Below are 16416 nucleotides of genomic sequence, written 5' to 3'. Positions count from 1 at the left end.
GATTATTATTCGGATTGCCCTCGGAATGCCCCGCAACCGTGCTTTCGAAACTCTCAAAGACCGGAGTAAGATTGATGCTTTCCCCCCGTACGTTCGGAAATCTTTTTTTAAGGTCTTCAATATGGTCCTGTGCGCGGCTTACCTGGTCTGCTTTCTGGCGGATCGGCATTTCGATAAGAAGGACATCAAGCCCCGTCATGGCGCATAGGGTGGATACCACTCCGGAGTCCACTCCTCCTGAAACACCCAGGACATAACCTTTTACGTTTGCTTTTACAGCATAGTCTTTCAGCCAGTTGACGATATGGTCTGTTATTTTCTGTGTCTGCATTGTTTTATTTTTAGTTTAAATTAAATAAAAAATTCCGGAATAGAAAGTTCCGGGTATCTTTAATGGAAATTTTCATGTTTCAGTTCATACCCAAAACACAGGCCGTCCGGCTCCATATATTCACCGCTTTTCACAAAGCCGAGTTTTTTCAGCAGGTGGCTGGATGCTGCGTTTTCGTGATGGACTTCAGCATAAATGGTTGTTAACTTCAGTACGGTAAACCCATATTGCAGTGAAGCTCTTGCTGCTTCCGAAGCATAGCCTTTTCCCCAGTATTCCGGCAGAAAACGATATCCTATATCATAAAAATCTTCGTGTCCGCTTGCTTTCCTGCAGTATTTCAATCCGCACCAGCCGATAAAAAGTCCGCTTTCCCGTTCGACGACAGCCATTCTGCCGGTACCGTATTCCCTGTACTGCTGCCGGATCATCCTGATGATGTATTCGGATTCACTGAGTGCGGTAACAGGAGCGGTGCCGGTATATCGCATGACATCAGGATGGGAATCCATAAGGAACAGGCGTCCGGCATCCGCGTCTTCGAATTCTCTAAGGACCAGCCGTTGAGTTTTAATTTCCATTTCCCGGTTTTTTAGGAGCAGCAGACGAAGCAGCGGGAACCTTAACGGCTGCTGTTTTGGCCCTTTTAATATCCGTTTCCTGTAAGGGATTGTTTTTAGTCATGAGCTTCCAGATTTCAGGATTGTTTGAGAGGTCCAGGCTGCTGATGCGGTTGTTTTCAATGTTTAGAGTAATCAGTTTTTTGAGCGGGCTTACGTCAAGCGATGTAAGGCTGTTTGAGGATAATACCAGTTCATAGAGCTCGGGCGTGTTTTTCAGGGAAATCTGGGTAAGTTTATTTCCGTTAAGGTATAATGAAGTCAGGTTTTTCAGGTTTTCTGCCTGGAAATCCAGCATATTGCAGGCTTCGCAGGAAAACAGGCTGAGCTTATCAAGATTTTTAAGCGTAACTGAAATGATGATGGAACCGTCCAGAACAACGGTCTGTACGTTTTTAAAAAAATTGATGTCATCTGCAGAGCGTACCTTTATCTTGTTGGAAATAAAGAGATTTACCACCTTGTCTGCTTCAGACTGGTCGATGGCGCCGTCTTTATTAAGGTCGAATTTCTCGATAACGGCTTTTTCAAATACTTTATCCGAAAAATTAAGTTTCTGCGCATTCCAGCAGGAAATGCCGGACAGAAAAAGCAGGAAGGTAAATATTTTGTTTTTCATCAGTACATTATGTTTAAATCCTTATTTTTGTAGATTAAAAATTTCCTGTAAAAATATGAAGATTTTCAGAATTATCGCACTTTCCCTCGGATTAGTTTTGGCTTTGGGTTCCTGCAAAAAAGAAACGCAGAACCCCTGGAACGTTGAAGTGAAAACCCCTGCGGAAAAGGTGGAAATCACGGATATTTCCAAAGCGTTTTACAATCAGGAGCTTCCGCTTGAACAGTTCGAGAAAGAATTTCCCTGGTTTCAGGGTACGGTAAGCGATGCGGATTTTGTGAAGAGACGTGCCGATGAAGGCGAAAAGAAAATCTATCAGGAAGCCATTGCAAAAATTGATCAGAAAAAGCTTCAGACCGATCTGCATGACCTGTTTTCGCATATCAAATATTATTTTCCGGAATTTAAAAGTCCTAAGGTCTACCTGTTTTCTTCAGCCCTGCAGATGGTTCAGGATCCTATTTTTTATGATGTTAAGGGAAACCTTCTGTTCGTAGACATTACCGGGTTTTTAGGAGAAGGGAACAAGCATTATAAAGGACTGGAAATGTATTTCCAGAAATCGATGAACCCGAACAATATTGTTCCTAAAGTTGCGCAGATTTTTGCCGAAGGCTTCGTAAAAGAATCTCCGGACCATCAGAAATTTATCGATACCATGATTCTGAACGGCAAGATCATGATCCTGAAAGATGCTTTTCTACCGACTTATCCGGAATACCTGAAAATGAACTATACCCAGAAACAGTATGAGTGGGCAGTGGCCAACGAAGCCAATATCTGGAATTATTTTGTGGAAAATAACCTGATTTTCGGAGACGACCACCGGCTGGAAGACCGTTTTATTGCGCCGGGGCCATTTTCAAAATTTTATACGGAAATTGACAACGAATCATCACCGCAGGTTGGGATTTTTACCGGCTGGCAGATCTGTAAGCAGTACCTGAAGGAAAAACCGGACACCCAGCTTCAGGATTTCCTGAATACGGATGCCACGGTGATCTTCAACCAATCCGGATATAAGCCGAAGCTGAAGTAAAACAGTCCTGACAGATAAAGAGAAAAGAGCAGAAAGCATCCCATGCAGCATACCAGCCCTGAAAAAGGCTGAAAATACAATTATTGAGTAAAAATAAACAGAACGTTATGAGAAAAACCCAGATTACCATAGATGTAGAGCTTGACGAAAATCACATCCCTGAGTACATGACCTGGAATGCCCAGGATGGCGGAATAGAAAAAGAAGAAACCAAAGCCACCATGATCTCCGTTTGGGACGATAAAAAAATGGAAGCTTTACGGATTGATCTCTGGACAAAGGAAATGCCGGTAGACCAGATGAAAATGTTTATGCACCAGATCCTGGTTTCTATGGGGAATACCTATCAGAGGGCAACCGGTGAAGAAGATGTAGCCCAGTGGATGGAGGAAATGGCAGAGGAATTTGCCGTAAAATCTGCAATAAAAATGTAAAAACCATTTGAAAATTGAATAATTTGGCAATTTGAAAATGATGACAGCCTTACATTTTCAAATTAAACTGTTTTCATGTTTCATAGAAAGCGGATGATCCAATTATTCAATTTTCAAATTTTCAAATTTAAAAATATGAATTTCAACACCAAAGTAATACACGGAGGGCAGCACCATGAATCGGCCACCGGTTCTGTGAACGTGCCCGTTTTTTTGACTTCTACCTTCGCCCAGAAAAGCCCGGGCGTACATTCGGGTTATGAATATTCAAGAGCAGCCAACCCTACCAGACAGGCTCTGGAAGATTCGCTGGCCAGTATTGAGAACGGAGCGCGGGGACTGGCTTTCGGTTCCGGTCTGGCAGCCATCGATTGTGTCCTGAAATTGCTGAATCCCGGGGATGAAGTAATTGCCGTAGATGATCTTTACGGAGGAACCTACCGTATGTTTACCCGGCTCTTTGAAAAGTACCAGCTGAAGTTTACCTTCGTAAATTTCGATGATGCTTCCAAGATTGCTGATGTCATCACTGAAAATACCAGACTGATATGGGTGGAAACCCCTACCAATCCTCTGATGAAGCTGGTAGACATCAAAGCGGTAGTGGAGGTAGCCAAAGGAAAAAATATCCTGGTTGCTGTAGACAATACATTTGCTACCCCCTATCTGCAGCGGCCGATTGATATGGGCGCTGATATTGTGATGCACTCCGCTACCAAATACCTGGGCGGCCACTCCGATGTCATTGCAGGAGCATTGGTAGCAAAAGATGCCGAATTGGGGGAAAAACTGCATTTCATCCAGTTTGCAAGCGGCGGGATCCTGGGACCTCACGATTCTTATCTGGTCTTGCGGGGAATCAAAACCTTAGCGTTGCGTGTTCAGCGGCATTCTGAAAACGGAATGGCTGTAGCACGCTACCTGGAATCACACCCTGCCGTAGATAAAGTGATTTATCCCGGACTGGAATCCCATCCGCAGTATGAACTGGCCAAAGCCCAGATGAAAGATTTTGGCGGAATGGTTTCCTTCACTTTCAAGTCAGGCAAGAAAGAAGATGCCATCAGATTCCTGGAAAATGTAAAAGTCTTCACCCTGGCAGAATCGCTGGGCGGTGTCGAATCGCTGGCCAACCATCCGGCTCTCATGACCCATGCTTCCATACCTGCCGAAAAAAGGGCAGAACTCGGCATTACCGATGACCTGATACGACTGAGCGTAGGGATAGAAGATGCCGAAGACCTGGTTGCCGATCTTGAGAGAGCATTTTCCTGATTAGGCTAATAATGTAGCTATGTTGCAATGTAAAAATGTAACAATATAACAATATAATAATGTATCAATGCAGCCATACCGGTTATGCTTGCCATGCGGGTAAAGTGTTGCACTGGTACATTATTATTAAATAATTCAATTATGACTGGTTTTCAAAAATACATTCAGCGGTATATCGACCTTATTCCATCAGGAAACTGGCAGGAAGAATTGAAAAGGACAGAAGAAAAAACCTCTGCTATCTATTCAGGACTTACGGAAGAGCAATCCCTTTTTGCCTATGCGGAAGGAAAATGGACCCTGAAAGAACTGCTGCTGCATTTATCCGATACCGAAAGGATTTTCCAGTACCGTATTCTGGCCTTTTCCCGTGGCGACCGGCATGAATTGCCCGGTTTCGACGAAGAACTATATGCTGCCCATTCTTTTGCCAACACACGAAGCCTGGATTCCCTGCTGGATGAATACCGCACCCTCCGCAGATCTTCCGTTATCCTTATCGAAACCCTCGATCCATCCGTACTTCAAAATACCGGAACTGCCAACGGCAACCTGATTTCCGTGGAAACCATCGCCCAGCTTATCGCAGGGCATAACATCCATCATTTAAATATTATTCAGGAAAGGTATTTGCCAGCCTTATAGGTAACCGGAATCCTTAAACCAGTGTCATGACAGGACTTCTTTAACCTGTTTTTAATTTGAATCAGCTTCAAATCAAAATAAGCTGCGTCACTTTCGTACTGAACATATAGGTTTGCGCTAAAGCGTTTTTACAATTGCTTTTTTGAAAATGGGCTAAAGCCCATTTTCTATTGAATGGCAAATGGCCACGACTTCAATAGGGGCGGGTTTCAACCTTCTCTGATCTATGCGTTTTCGAAACCGGCTTTAGCCGAAACTTATTGAGCCGTCCACATGTTAATCGCACATTGATTTGCGCTAAAGCGTTTTTACAATTGATCTTTTGGAAATGGGCTAAAGCCCATTCCTATTGAATAGTAAATGTCTGTAATCTTTCCTGGAGACAGATCTTAATCGGGTCTGATTTATGAAAGGTTAACATTATCGTTAGCTTAGTGTTCTCTGTTTTTTAAAATAATTATATTTTTGTTTCAAAATAACACAGATGTCCTTTATTAAAATTTATATTCATTTCGTTTTTTCTACAAAAAACAGATATCCTTATCTCAATACTTTGGATTTACGAATAAAAGTATGGAAGCATATTAAAGAAAATGCCTCTGAAAAAGGAATTTTTATTGATATGGTTAATGGTTATTCAGATCATTGCCATTGCCTGATTTCCTTAGGATCCAACCAGAATATAGAAAAAATAGCACATTTGTTGAAAGGTGAATCTTCTCACTGGATCAATAAAAACCAACTGACAAAGGATAAATTTGCCTGGCAGGATGAATATTTTGCAGTCTCTGTTTCCGAATCGATGATTGAAACCGTCCGGAAGTATATTAAGAACCAAGAATACCATCACCGGAGGAAAAGTTTTTTAGAAGAATATTATGAATTCATCGATAAATATGACTTTCCAATATGAATGTCTTCAATTCTTATTGAAGCATGAATAGGAGCGGGTTTCAACCTGCTCTGATCTATGTGTTATCAAAATCGGCTTTAGCCGAAACTTATTGAGCCGTCTACATTCATCGCACATTGATTTGCGCTGAACGTTTTTATAATTGATCTTTTGAAAATGGGCTGAAGCCCATTTCTATTGAATGGAAAAACATTTAAAATATCAATAGGAACGGGTTGAAAACCGCTCTGATCTGTCAGGGCAATATGATTGTAAACGCCAATTTTTCATCTTCCTTGTTTTCTAAAGCGCATAAAGAATCGTAAATTTGCATCTTGTTATCAGTCTTTGATGAGGAGGCGGAATATAAAATGAGTCAAAATGGAAAACATCATCAGCCTATTAAAATCCGGGGGAACCATTCTGTATCCTACCGATACGATCTGGGGAATCGGTTGCGACGCTACCAATAGGGAAGCGGTCAATAAAATATTTGATATCAAGAAGAGGGAGAAAAATAAATCCATGATCATCCTGGTGGAATCTGAAAAGAGGCTGCAGGATCTGGTGGATGTACCGGAAATGGCCTGGGAAATCATTGATCTGAGCGAAAAACCGGTAACGATTGTCTACGAAAACCCGCGGGGCCTGCCTCAGGAACTGCTGGCTGAAGACGGGAGCATCGGAATCCGCCTGGTGAAAAATGATTTCTGTAAAAAACTCATTACAAAACTGAACAAGCCGCTGGTTTCTACCTCAGCCAATTTCAGCGGCGATAAAAGCCCGATGAAATTCTCAGATATTTCCCCGGAAATCATCAGCCTGGTTGATTATGCGGTGGAAGAAGACCGGGAGAAAGTATCCGAATATTCCGGATCTTCCGTGATTAAAATCTGGAAAGACAACCGGATAAAAGTGCTTCGGGAGTAAGAAAAAGATTTTGGTTATCTTTGCACCCGCATCAGCCGTTAAAATCCGGGAACCTTTCATCATGGATCTGAATTTTTAATGGCTTTTCATTCGGTCTGATAGTCCGGATCTTGTCAGCAACATCCGTCTTTTATCCGAATGTTATTATTTAAATATCTATAACAATGTTCATCAACCTCAATCAGAATAAAAACCTGAAACTTTTCAAGCTTATTTCAGAAGCGGCTGCCGGAAATAAACAGTCGGTGTATATCGTCGGCGGATATGTCCGGGACCTGTTGATGAAACGGAAAGCTTCCACAGACATTGATTTCGTGACGGAACAGAGCGGCATCGAACTTGCGCAGCTGGCAGGGAAAAAAATTGATCCCCAGATGAAAGTATCCGTATTCAAAACCTACGGAACAGCCATGATCAGGTACAGGGACCTGGAGCTGGAGTTTGTAGGCGCCCGGAAAGAGAGTTATACGGAAGACAGCCGGAAGCCGGAGGTAGAGGGCGGCACCATTGAAGACGACCAGAAAAGAAGGGACTTCACCGTAAATGCGATGGCCATTTCGCTGAATAAAGAGAATTTCGGTGAACTAATCGATCCTTTCAACGGAAGAGAAGACCTTGAAAAAGGGATCCTGAGAACCCCGCTGGAGCCGGCGCAAACCTATTCCGATGATCCGTTACGGATGATGCGGGCCATCCGTTTTGCCTCCACTTTAGCTTTTGAGATCGAAGAAGCCTCTTTGGAAGCCATCCGCCGGGAAGCAGGAAGAATAAAAATCGTATCCAAAGAAAGGATCATGGTGGAATTCAATAAGATCATGCTTTCTAAAAAACCTTCTGCAGGACTGAAACTGATGGAGCAGACCGGACTGATGAAGCTGATTATTCCGGAGCTTATTGACCTGAAAGGGGTAGAAGAAGTAGAAGGGCAGACCCATAAGGACAATTTTTACCATACCCTTGAAGTGGTTGATAATATTTCTCAGCATACGGACAACCTCTGGCTCCGCTGGGCAGCCCTGCTCCACGATATCGGAAAAGCCCCGACCAAGAAATTTGTAGAAGGAACAGGCTGGACTTTCCACGGACATGAATTTTTAGGCTCGAAAATGGTAAGAAACCTGTTCCAGCGACTTAAGCTTCCCCTGGGGCCGGACATGAAATATGTGCAGAAAATGGTAAAGCTTTCCTCCCGACCGATTGCGTTGATTACCGATGATACTTCGGATTCCGCATTGAGAAGGCTGCTCTTTGATGCCGGTGAAGATATGGAAGACCTGTTTACACTCTGTAAGGCAGATATTACCACCAAGAACTCCAGAAAGCAGGAAAGGTTCAAAAAGAATTTCGAATATGTTGCGGTAAAGATCAGAGAAGTGGAGGAAAAGGACCAGGTGCGGAATTTTCAGCCGCCGATATCCGGTGAGGAAATCATGGCTCTGTTCAATCTGAAGCCGGGACGTGAAATCGGAATTTTAAAAGAAAAAGTAAAAGAGGCTATCCTGGAAGGTGAAATTGCGAATGATCCTGAAGAAGCCCGCAATTTTGTTATTGCAGAAGCCGGGAAAATCGGACTTACTTTAGTTTAGAACCAGCATAATTTCATCCTATGATATAAGCAGCAGCGTTAAACTGCTGCTTTTTTTATGAAAAAAAATCCGGGCCGCTTCAGAGAAACCGCCCGGAAAAAAAACACAAATGATGAAAAAAAATTATTTCAGTTTTTACTAACAGCCGGTAATAACAATCTATTGATGTCACGGGCTGTTTTTATTGCTGCGATTCGGTATCCGCCGTTTCCTGTGATCCGGAGAAAACAATATCGCATCATCAGTAAATCCGTGCCGTTATGGCAGCAGCAATTTTCATTTATCTGGAAATGATGAGCTTCAGATTCTGCTGTTCGCCTTCCGAATGGGTCTTGACGATGTAATTTCCTTTCTGCAGATCGGAAATATCCATTTTGTGATTGACCGTTTTCCCCTGCTTCACCAGTGCGCCGCTGATGCTGTAGATTTTTACCTCTGTTTCCTTTTTCGCATCGATAATGATGAAGTCAGAAGCCGGGTTCGGATAAATGCTGATCTTACGACCGGCTGCGCTGGATTCTGCAGCAGCCAGCACATTACTGGATTCGTTGATTACGCCTACGGCATCCAGGTCAAACCCGGAAGAACCGAAAGGAGTAGGAAAAGGATCTACGGCAACATTTCCGAAGCTGTCAAAGGTTTTATAACCGTCAATATTGGTTCCTACTACATCAATAATTTTCACATGGGTGATTCTTGATTTATCCAGCAGCGGATTATCCGGAAGGTCACTCAGATCGAAAGGCGTTCCGTAGCCGCTGATGTATTTCCCGGCAAAATTATTGAGGTACCGGGCATCCATCGTCGCAAATCCGGGACTTGCCGAGTTTTGGATATAATTGGATGGATATTCGTTATGGGAAGGGAACCTGAAAAAGTTCACCCCGTCTGAGCTTACTTCTACGAAGGCCAGTTCCAGGTAAGCCTGTCCTGAACCGCCTGAAGCAAATCCGTTCTCAAATATGGCAAAGTCGAACCCGTTGCCATTATTTATGGCTTTGGGGAAAGTCAGGGTTGCCGTACCGCCGTCTCCGAGGCTGACGATAGAACCGTTGGCTGTTCCCGTTCCGTTGGCATCTGTTCCGGCATCTGCGTAGGTTCCGGTTGTTCCGTTGATCTGCTGAAGTCCACGGACCACAGTGCAGCCTGCAGCCCAGGATTTAAACAGCGGGCTGTCCTTGGAAATGGCTGTGGTTCCGGCAATCCCGACCTGAGGAGCATAGCTCTGAGCCATGGAAAAAAAGGCAAACAGGCAAAGGGCCGCAATTGATAATTTTTTCATAATAAATTCAGTTGATGTTCCGTTCCTTTTTATTGAATGATGAATTTTTCAGTTACCTGGTTATTCTTGCCTGAAATATGGATCAGGTAAGTTCCTTTCTGAAGATCAGAAACCACAATACCATTCTGATAGAGTCCTGATTTCAGTATTCTTCCGGAGAGGTCTGAAATGCTATATTGTGCTGCCTCTGCATTTCTGATATAAAGGATATCGGATACTGGATTAGGATAGATAGAGACTGTTTTAACGTTGCTCTTTTCAGCTACGGCAAGAATTCCTGCAGCATATACGTTTTTGTAGACATTGTTTGAGCCCAGACCTGCAGTAAAGGTATTCAGAAGCGTTCCGGTCTGGTTATACACCTTCACGGTGGAATTTGAAGTAAAATCGGAATTACACTGGAAAATTTTTCCGTCGATAGCCGCAAAACCGTAAAAATCGCCGTAAGGTGAACTTGAGGTTGTTGTAAACGCAGGCGTGCTGCTGAAGGCAGACAGGTCGGTATTCAGAGAATAAACACTGGTAGATCCGGCAATAAAAAGCTGATTTCCGTCTGTTGCAAATTTAAGAGCATCATAAGAGGATGCAGGAACCACCGCTGCATTGGAAATGCTGGCCGTTACCGTATCTGTAGCCGTACTGATTTTGTAAACCGTAGATCCTGTACTCCCGGTACATAAAGCGAAAATATCATTCCCGCTTACGACCAGCGACTGTAATCCGTTACTTAAAGTAATGGTTTTAACGATGGTGTCGGTGGCAGGATTAATAACATCAATGCTGTTTCCCGCGCGGTAAGAGGATTTGTTGACATATACTTTTCCGTTTACCGTAATGATTTCCTCAGGATCCTGGCTCAAAGGAATGCTGGTGATGTAGGCGAGGGTAGTGGCATTATGAACAGAAACAAACTGATCGTTGGCACCGCCCCAGTTGGTGGTGTATAATTTGTCGTTGGCAACGGTAGTATATCTCGGCTGTACTATATTATTGGTAATAACTCCCGATTTTACAAAGCTGGACCGGTTGGCAACCACCACCTTGTTGGAATTGTTGACCACCAGAAATGATTTGTTACCGCTGAAATAAACAGACTGCAGAACGTCTCCCAAAGCTTCACCATTATTGGCCAGGCCATAAATATTGTTGGTAATGGTATTGTTCGCGTCAATATAGGAAATCTCCGCGGTCGGACTTCCGTAATTGCCTTCATTGGGTATAATATACCCATTGGAATACTGGGCAGAGGTCAGTACAAAGCCCGCAGCAACAAAAGTCGCTTTCAACATGTTGGAATAAAACTGTTTCATATTGTTAAATGTATTATATTGTTTATTATTTATTTAGTCAAAAAAGCAAGGTGGCCCGGTATATCACCGGTTTTCACTTTCCATTTCAGTTTCCCGAACTTGTTATAGCAGAACAGCTCACCGGACGAAGTATAATCTTTGGCATCACCGATAAAAATATCACTGTTCACCGGGTTTACGGCAATGCTGTAAGGGGTAACGATTCCGGTTTGGGTACCGTCGGTAATAAAATTATTGCTGAGTACCTGGTACGTATCCGTATCAAGGATTCCGTAACTTGTGGCCGTTCCTGAGGAAGTCCAGGCAGAGCTGAAATAATACAGCCTGTTGTCCACCATGTCAAAATCGCTCATCGGCATATTGATTTCCTTGATCACCTGATCCGTCGCCGGGTTCAGTACATAGGTTCTGGACGGAATGTTGCCGTAGTTCCCGCGGGAGGTAATCCAGAGCTTCCCTGTATCGTCTTTTTTAATTTTGCTGAGGTTAATGGCTACCGGAATCTTCTTGATCTCGGTAAAGGTGTTCAGGTCGATCACCGAAACCGTATTGTCATAATCAGGTGCGCTGTAAGCCCCGGAATTGGCTACATAGAGCCTGTTGCCTATTACTTCCATCTGGTCAGGCTGTTTTCCTACGAATACTTTCCCTACGGTCTGAAGGGTATTGACATCCACTTTCAGCACATATCCGGGCTGGGAATTGCCCACCGCTCCGCCGTATGAAGTGATATACGCATAGTCCTGATGGAAATTAATATACCTGCAGTTCTGTATGTTGATCTCGCCGATGTGCTTTGCCGTTTTGGCATCCATCACTTCCACATAATTGGAAAGGTTGATTACCGCATACAACTTGTCGCGGTAAACATGTATATCGTTTCCTACATCGCCGAGGCTGCCGGCTACATTGGGGTTCTGCGCGTTATAATAATTTTCGGTGAATATGCCGGTGGAATAATCGAAGAAGTCAATCGAGGCTTTGTTGCTGCCCATATTCCCTTCGTTCAGTATGTACAGTCCTTTGACAGCAATATCTTCCGGTTCCTGTACACCGGTGTTGGTAGGGCCATAATTGATATAGTCGTAATCTTCCCTGCACGAAATAACGGCAGAGAAAACGGAGAGAACCAAAAGCAGGCAGAACTTCTTCATGTATTTCATTTTATTAAAGCATTATTCTCAGGCTTACGCGGTAATTTCTTCCCGGCATGGGATAATTCTGGATCACACTGTAATGCTGGTTCAGCAGGTTGTTCACTTCCAGTCCCAGCCTGAATTTCCATGTCTTCAGTTCAAATTCCCGGGTTCCGGAAACATCGCTGGTATACCAGGGCTGTTCATAATTTTTCGGAACGTTTTCAGACATATTGTAGCGTTCGCCTACGTAGATAAAGCTATAATTCAGCTGCCATTCTTTGTAGGTAAGCCCCAGCAGGACGCTGCCGTTGTGCTTTGCCGTGTAGGGAATCTGGTTCCTGTAATAAGAGGTGATTCCGGTAGATTGGGTGATGTTCAGTGCCTGGGTAAAGGTGTACGTAAAGCGGTTGCTCAGCAGCAGATTTTCCGAAATCAGCCAGATAGCCTGTGCTGAGACATCGGCCCCTTGAATTTCCACCTCACCAAGATTTTCCATTGTCCAGCGGAACTGTTGACCTTTCGGGTAGGCGACAATTTTATCATGAACCCTATTGTAGTAAGCATCTGCAATCAGGTTGACGTTCTTGAGGATCCCGGAACTGAAATCCTTGTTATAGGTAAATCCGAGGTCATACTGATGGGTAAACTCCGGTCTTAGCTGTGAACTTCCGAGTTCCGTATAATACAGATCGTTGAAGGTAGGCATCCTGAAAATCCGCTTATAAAATCCGTGTATCTTAAAATCTGCGGAAAAAGGCCGGTATGATGCAAATACGGTCGGCGTAAATTCAGAACGGTTCTGAGGTACTGAAAATGTGGTGTTCTCTATTTTTTCCTGGACAAAGGTTCCCAAAATACTGCCCTGCAGCTTAAATTTTTTCAGATCGAGCTGGGTGGCCAGTGCCACAAGCTCCGTATTCCGCTGCGGGTAGGCAAACTGCCTCAGATTCGCATCCAGGGTATTGTACTGGTAATCTGCCGAAAGGTTGATTTTCCAGAATTTATAAGGGGAGTACTGGTGTGCCGTAGAGACATACACTTCCTGTTGCCTGTAAGTATTGTCTATGAAGATAGGGGTTCCTTCCGGATTGTCATTGAAATAATGGGTATAGTCATCAGCAAATTTCGCATTCACGAGAAACTGGTACTTCGGGGAAATTTCTTTTTGAAAGCTTCCCTGCGCGAAGAAATTGGTGTCCCACTGCCTGCTCGATTCGATATTCCTGTTCTTTACGACTGCTCCGGGAATTCCCCGTTCCGAATCGTAATAGTAGGTTTTCAGTTTCCAGGAGCCGTTATTTATTTTTCCGGAAACTCCTGCCTCTGCACGCAGGGCTTCGATATCACCGCCTCTTCTGGTTCCATAGCTTTCCCATCCCAGTGAGCCGTCCGGCAGAGCCACTTTCTGTCTGTATTTATATTCTCCGTTTCCGGTAAGGTATTCCGTGTTCAGAGAGAGGCTTACCGCATTGCTGATTTTCTGTTCCAGCAGGACAGACGGATTGATGACCCCGAAAGACCCGGAGCGGTAATTGAAATTGAGATTGGTCTTTTTGTTCCCTCTGAAAACCGGTATCCGGCTCTGCAGGTAAATGGATCCGGAGGAACCAAAATCCCGGGCGGACTGGAAAATTTCACTTTTCTGCCCGTTATAAAGGGAGATGGCTTCCAGGTTATCAAGAGAAAACCTTCCCAGATCCACGGTACCGTTCTGGGCATTGCCAATAGGAATACCGTCATAGAATACGCCCACATGCTGGCTTCCCATAGCCCGGATATTGACCGTTTTCATCCCGCCGATTCCACCGTAGTCCTTTATCTGAACGCCGGAGAAATACCGTACGGCATCGGCTACGGAAGTGCTGTTCAGCTTTTCCAGCTCCGTTCCGGAAAGTTTCTGCGAAGAGATCACCCCGGTTTCCTGGCGCTTGCTGTTGATGATAATATCCTGGATCATCCGGGTACCGATGCTGTCATTTTCCCGCTTCTGTGAAAAAACGGATGCAGGCGCACTGATCAGGAAAACCGTAAAAAAAGGTAAATATTTTCTCATTCAATTTTACTCAGCCATAGGAAGCCTGCCGAATGATACATAGAAGGAAGTAACCCGGCTTTGCTGATCACAAAGAGGTTGATTGCCGACTGCGCCTCACTCCACGAAAGCTTCATCAATAGATACGTTTACCATGGTATCTGACTTACAGGTTATTTACGGAACCTGTTTACAGTAGCGGGTCTGCTTTGGATTTTCACCAAATTCCCATCGGTAAACCAAGGCAAAGGTAAGGCTTTAATTAAGAGTAGGCAATGAGAAATATGTAATTTTACAATGCCTTTTTTAAAAATAGTACAAATGCGGTATAAGGTAATGATGTTATTTACAGTGCGTCTCCACGTCCGGAAAAGTATGCCGGGCCAGGAAAAATAAGATGTATCATCCCCGGGCCGGACCGGAAACGATTTATGGATTTTTTAAATATAAAAGAAAAAAAGTTTTGATTTCCTATAAAAATGTGGCATCAAAATAAAATGGCAGCAGGTCTTTGATGGCATTTACTTTCACCACTTCTTCATTCATACTGGAGAAATACAGGTCAATGTTTTCCTTCTGTTTGGTCTCATACTCCATCATGCTCTGGCGGCAGGCTCCGCAGGGCGGAATGGGCGGATGGTTTCCGTAAGCTGCTCTCGGACCGCCTACGATGAAGATTTTTCTGATCTTTACTTCCGGAAAGTTGGCTGCAATCCAGAAAAGCGCGGTGCGTTCTGCACAGAGCCCGGAAGGGTAAGCCGCATTTTCCTGGTTGTTCCCGGAATAGATCTCGCCATTTTCCAGCAGCACGGCACAGCCTACCAGGAAATCGGAATAAGGAGCATATGCCTTCTCCCGGGCTTCCTTTGCTTTTTCTAATAAGGCGTGCTCTGTACCGGACAGTTCGCTGCTGTTCTTAAAGTATTCGTAGCTGATCTGAGTTTCTTTTTTCATATATTGTAAGGGAAAAAAAGGGGAACAAATCTACCTCTTTTAGCCGAGATGGGCAATATAGGCCTGTTCTTTGCAATTTTCAATTTTCTAAAAATCAGATTACAATGTTATACACTCCGATTAAGTTCAGAAATGTTGAGTTGAAAAACCGTTGGGTGATGTCCCCGATGTGTATGTATTCCTGTGAAAACGGGCTGGCAAATGATTTTCATTTTGTCCATTACGGCAGCCGCGCACAGGGCGGAACCGGATTAATCATCGTGGAAGCTACCGGCGTAGAACCCCGCGGCAGAATCACCAACCACTGTATGGGCATCTGGACCGATGAACAGGCGCAGAAGCTGAAAAAGATCGTGGATTTCGTCCACGGCAACTCCGAAAGCAAAATAGGGATACAGCTGGCCCATTCCGGCAGGAAAGGATCCACCTGGGAAAATAAGCAGATTCCTTTAGGGGAAGGCTGGGAAACCGTTGCGCCGAGTTCTATTCCTTACCATCCTACAGAAAGGATTCCCCATGCCCTGACCCATGATGAGGTAAAGGAGCAGGTGCGGTATTTTAAGGAAGCGGCAAGAAGAGCAGCAGCGGCAGGATTTGATGTGATGGAAATCCATGCGGCCCACGGATACCTGATCCACCAGTTCCTGTCACCGCTTTCCAATATCCGGACTGATGAATACGGAGGAAGCTTTGAAAACCGGATCCGGTTCCTGCTGGAAGTAGTGGATGCCGTAAATGAAGAGCTGGACGACAATATTGCACTGTTTGTCAGGATCTCAGGAACAGAATATGCCGAAAACGGCTGGGATGTCGATGACAGTGTAAGACTTTCAAAGATTTTAAAAGAACATAAAGTAGATCTGGTGGACGTTTCCAGCGGTGGCAATATCCATGGTGCTAAAATTCCGGTGCATAAGGGGTATCAGGTTCCTTTTGCCTCGCAGGTAAGGAATGAAGGCGGCACCGAAACCGGAGCGGTAGGGCTGATTACCACAGCAAAACAGGCTGAGGAAATCCTTCAGAAAGGAGAAGCCGATCTTATCTTTATTGCCAGGGAAATCCTGAGAAATCCTTATACGGCAGTACACGGATCTTTTGAAATGAAAAAAGACTGTTTTTTCCCACACCAGTACGAAAGAGCAAAAATTTCTTCATAACTTTACCCGAATGCCGAAAGCCGTATGAAAATTGAAGACTTCATGTTACCCTGTCCCAGCAAGAAATTCTTGGGGATCGAATGTTTCGGCTGCGGAAGCCAGCGGGCTATTGCCATGGTTTTCGAGGGTCGGTTCAGGGAGGCATTCCATATGTTTCCGGCAGTATATACC

General features: G+C 44.2%; 16 protein-coding genes, 1 pseudogene and 1 riboswitch. Of the genes and pseudogenes, 9 read left to right on the top strand and 8 right to left on the bottom strand.

What is annotated here, in order from left to right:
- From QZ735_RS01630 to QZ735_RS01620, 3 genes and pseudogenes are all read right to left on the bottom strand, one after another.
- Positions 1-331, bottom strand: a pseudogene (locus tag QZ735_RS01630) (NAD(+) synthase); the annotation flags it as partial.
- Between the two features lie 59 nt (positions 332-390).
- On the bottom strand, positions 391-912 hold the full coding sequence (locus QZ735_RS01625; protein ID WP_294243576.1) for a GNAT family N-acetyltransferase: 522 nt from the start codon (positions 910-912) through the stop codon (positions 391-393).
- Entirely contained in the window at positions 902-1570 is a 669-nt protein-coding gene (locus tag QZ735_RS01620) for a leucine-rich repeat domain-containing protein (RefSeq protein WP_294243575.1), read from the bottom strand. Before QZ735_RS01620 ends, QZ735_RS01625 begins: the two co-directional genes overlap by 11 nt.
- A gap of 55 nt (positions 1571-1625) precedes the next feature.
- On the opposite strand from QZ735_RS01620, the gene QZ735_RS01615 reads away from it, so the two are divergent.
- From QZ735_RS01615 to QZ735_RS01585, 7 genes are all read left to right on the top strand, one after another.
- Positions 1626-2609 carry a gliding motility protein GldB gene (locus tag QZ735_RS01615; protein WP_294243573.1) on the top strand — a complete coding sequence of 328 codons (984 nt, stop codon included), beginning with the start codon at positions 1626-1628 and terminating at the stop codon, positions 2607-2609.
- 107 nt (positions 2610-2716) lie between these two features.
- Positions 2717-3043, top strand: coding sequence for a gliding motility protein GldC (gene gldC, locus QZ735_RS01610; RefSeq protein ID WP_294243571.1), 327 nt, complete (start codon positions 2717-2719; stop codon positions 3041-3043).
- 135 nt (positions 3044-3178) lie between these two features.
- Complete coding sequence (locus QZ735_RS01605) at positions 3179-4318, top strand: cystathionine gamma-synthase (protein ID WP_294243570.1); 1140 nt, start codon at positions 3179-3181, stop codon at positions 4316-4318.
- A 141-nt stretch (positions 4319-4459) separates the two neighbouring features.
- Positions 4460-4963 (top strand): DinB family protein, encoded by a 504-nt coding sequence (locus QZ735_RS01600; protein WP_294243569.1) that lies wholly within the window; start codon positions 4460-4462, stop codon positions 4961-4963.
- A 484-nt stretch (positions 4964-5447) separates the two neighbouring features.
- A complete protein-coding gene (gene tnpA, locus QZ735_RS01595) occupies positions 5448-5876 on the top strand; it encodes an IS200/IS605 family transposase (RefSeq protein ID WP_294243568.1) in 429 nt (142 codons plus the stop codon).
- A gap of 360 nt (positions 5877-6236) precedes the next feature.
- Positions 6237-6785 (top strand): L-threonylcarbamoyladenylate synthase, encoded by a 549-nt coding sequence (locus QZ735_RS01590; RefSeq protein WP_294243566.1) that lies wholly within the window; start codon positions 6237-6239, stop codon positions 6783-6785.
- Between the two features lie 164 nt (positions 6786-6949).
- On the top strand, positions 6950-8371 hold the full coding sequence (locus QZ735_RS01585; RefSeq protein WP_294243565.1) for an HD domain-containing protein: 1422 nt from the start codon (positions 6950-6952) through the stop codon (positions 8369-8371).
- 280 nt (positions 8372-8651) lie between these two features.
- Here the strand turns inward: QZ735_RS01585 and QZ735_RS01580 are convergent, their stop codons facing one another.
- From QZ735_RS01580 to QZ735_RS01560, 5 genes are all read right to left on the bottom strand, one after another.
- Complete coding sequence (locus tag QZ735_RS01580; protein ID WP_294243562.1) at positions 8652-9653, bottom strand: T9SS type A sorting domain-containing protein; 1002 nt, start codon at positions 9651-9653, stop codon at positions 8652-8654.
- 29 nt (positions 9654-9682) lie between these two features.
- A complete protein-coding gene (locus QZ735_RS01575) occupies positions 9683-10963 on the bottom strand; it encodes a T9SS type A sorting domain-containing protein (RefSeq protein WP_294243560.1) in 1281 nt (426 codons plus the stop codon).
- Between the two features lie 29 nt (positions 10964-10992).
- Complete coding sequence (locus QZ735_RS01570) at positions 10993-12117, bottom strand: DUF5074 domain-containing protein (RefSeq protein ID WP_294243557.1); 1125 nt, start codon at positions 12115-12117, stop codon at positions 10993-10995.
- 13 nt (positions 12118-12130) lie between these two features.
- Positions 12131-14155: a TonB-dependent siderophore receptor gene (locus QZ735_RS01565; RefSeq protein ID WP_294243556.1), complete on the bottom strand. Its 2025-nt coding sequence runs from the start codon at positions 14153-14155 to the stop codon at positions 12131-12133.
- A gap of 113 nt (positions 14156-14268) precedes the next feature.
- Positions 14269-14403: riboswitch (cobalamin riboswitch) on the bottom strand.
- A gap of 202 nt (positions 14404-14605) precedes the next feature.
- Positions 14606-15088, bottom strand: coding sequence for a cytidine deaminase (locus QZ735_RS01560; RefSeq protein WP_294243555.1), 483 nt, complete (start codon positions 15086-15088; stop codon positions 14606-14608).
- 104 nt (positions 15089-15192) lie between these two features.
- On the opposite strand from QZ735_RS01560, the gene namA reads away from it, so the two are divergent.
- Positions 15193-16245, top strand: a complete 1053-nt coding sequence (gene namA, locus QZ735_RS01555) for an NADPH dehydrogenase NamA (protein WP_294243554.1) — start codon at positions 15193-15195, stop codon at positions 16243-16245.
- Between the two features lie 24 nt (positions 16246-16269).
- Positions 16270-16416 (top strand): DUF2752 domain-containing protein (locus QZ735_RS01550; protein WP_367117822.1); only part of this gene is annotated, 147 nt, incomplete at its 3' end.

It is taken from the genome of uncultured Chryseobacterium sp., from assembly GCF_913776365.1.
Classification (GTDB): domain Bacteria; phylum Bacteroidota; class Bacteroidia; order Flavobacteriales; family Weeksellaceae; genus Chryseobacterium.
This window is presented reverse-complemented; position numbering and strand designations above follow the sequence as displayed.

Excerpts from the sequence above, each read along its gene's own strand:
- QZ735_RS01625 (WP_294243576.1), bottom strand. The coding sequence starts at position 912 with ATGGAAATTAAAACTCAACGGCTGGTCCTTAGAGAATTCGAAGACGCG.
- QZ735_RS01620 (WP_294243575.1), bottom strand. The coding sequence starts at position 1,570 with ATGAAAAACAAAATATTTACCTTCCTGCTTTTTCTGTCCGGCATTTCC.
- QZ735_RS01615 (WP_294243573.1), top strand. The coding sequence starts at position 1,626 with ATGAAGATTTTCAGAATTATCGCACTTTCCCTCGGATTAGTTTTGGCT.
- gldC (WP_294243571.1), top strand. The coding sequence starts at position 2,717 with ATGAGAAAAACCCAGATTACCATAGATGTAGAGCTTGACGAAAATCAC.
- QZ735_RS01605 (WP_294243570.1), top strand. The coding sequence starts at position 3,179 with ATGAATTTCAACACCAAAGTAATACACGGAGGGCAGCACCATGAATCG.
- QZ735_RS01600 (WP_294243569.1), top strand. The coding sequence starts at position 4,460 with ATGACTGGTTTTCAAAAATACATTCAGCGGTATATCGACCTTATTCCA.
- tnpA (WP_294243568.1), top strand. The coding sequence starts at position 5,448 with ATGTCCTTTATTAAAATTTATATTCATTTCGTTTTTTCTACAAAAAAC.
- QZ735_RS01590 (WP_294243566.1), top strand. The coding sequence starts at position 6,237 with ATGGAAAACATCATCAGCCTATTAAAATCCGGGGGAACCATTCTGTAT.
- QZ735_RS01585 (WP_294243565.1), top strand. The coding sequence starts at position 6,950 with ATGTTCATCAACCTCAATCAGAATAAAAACCTGAAACTTTTCAAGCTT.
- QZ735_RS01580 (WP_294243562.1), bottom strand. The coding sequence starts at position 9,653 with ATGAAAAAATTATCAATTGCGGCCCTTTGCCTGTTTGCCTTTTTTTCC.
- QZ735_RS01575 (WP_294243560.1), bottom strand. The coding sequence starts at position 10,963 with ATGAAACAGTTTTATTCCAACATGTTGAAAGCGACTTTTGTTGCTGCG.
- QZ735_RS01570 (WP_294243557.1), bottom strand. The coding sequence starts at position 12,117 with ATGAAGAAGTTCTGCCTGCTTTTGGTTCTCTCCGTTTTCTCTGCCGTT.
- QZ735_RS01565 (WP_294243556.1), bottom strand. The coding sequence starts at position 14,155 with ATGAGAAAATATTTACCTTTTTTTACGGTTTTCCTGATCAGTGCGCCT.
- QZ735_RS01560 (WP_294243555.1), bottom strand. The coding sequence starts at position 15,088 with ATGAAAAAAGAAACTCAGATCAGCTACGAATACTTTAAGAACAGCAGC.
- namA (WP_294243554.1), top strand. The coding sequence starts at position 15,193 with ATGTTATACACTCCGATTAAGTTCAGAAATGTTGAGTTGAAAAACCGT.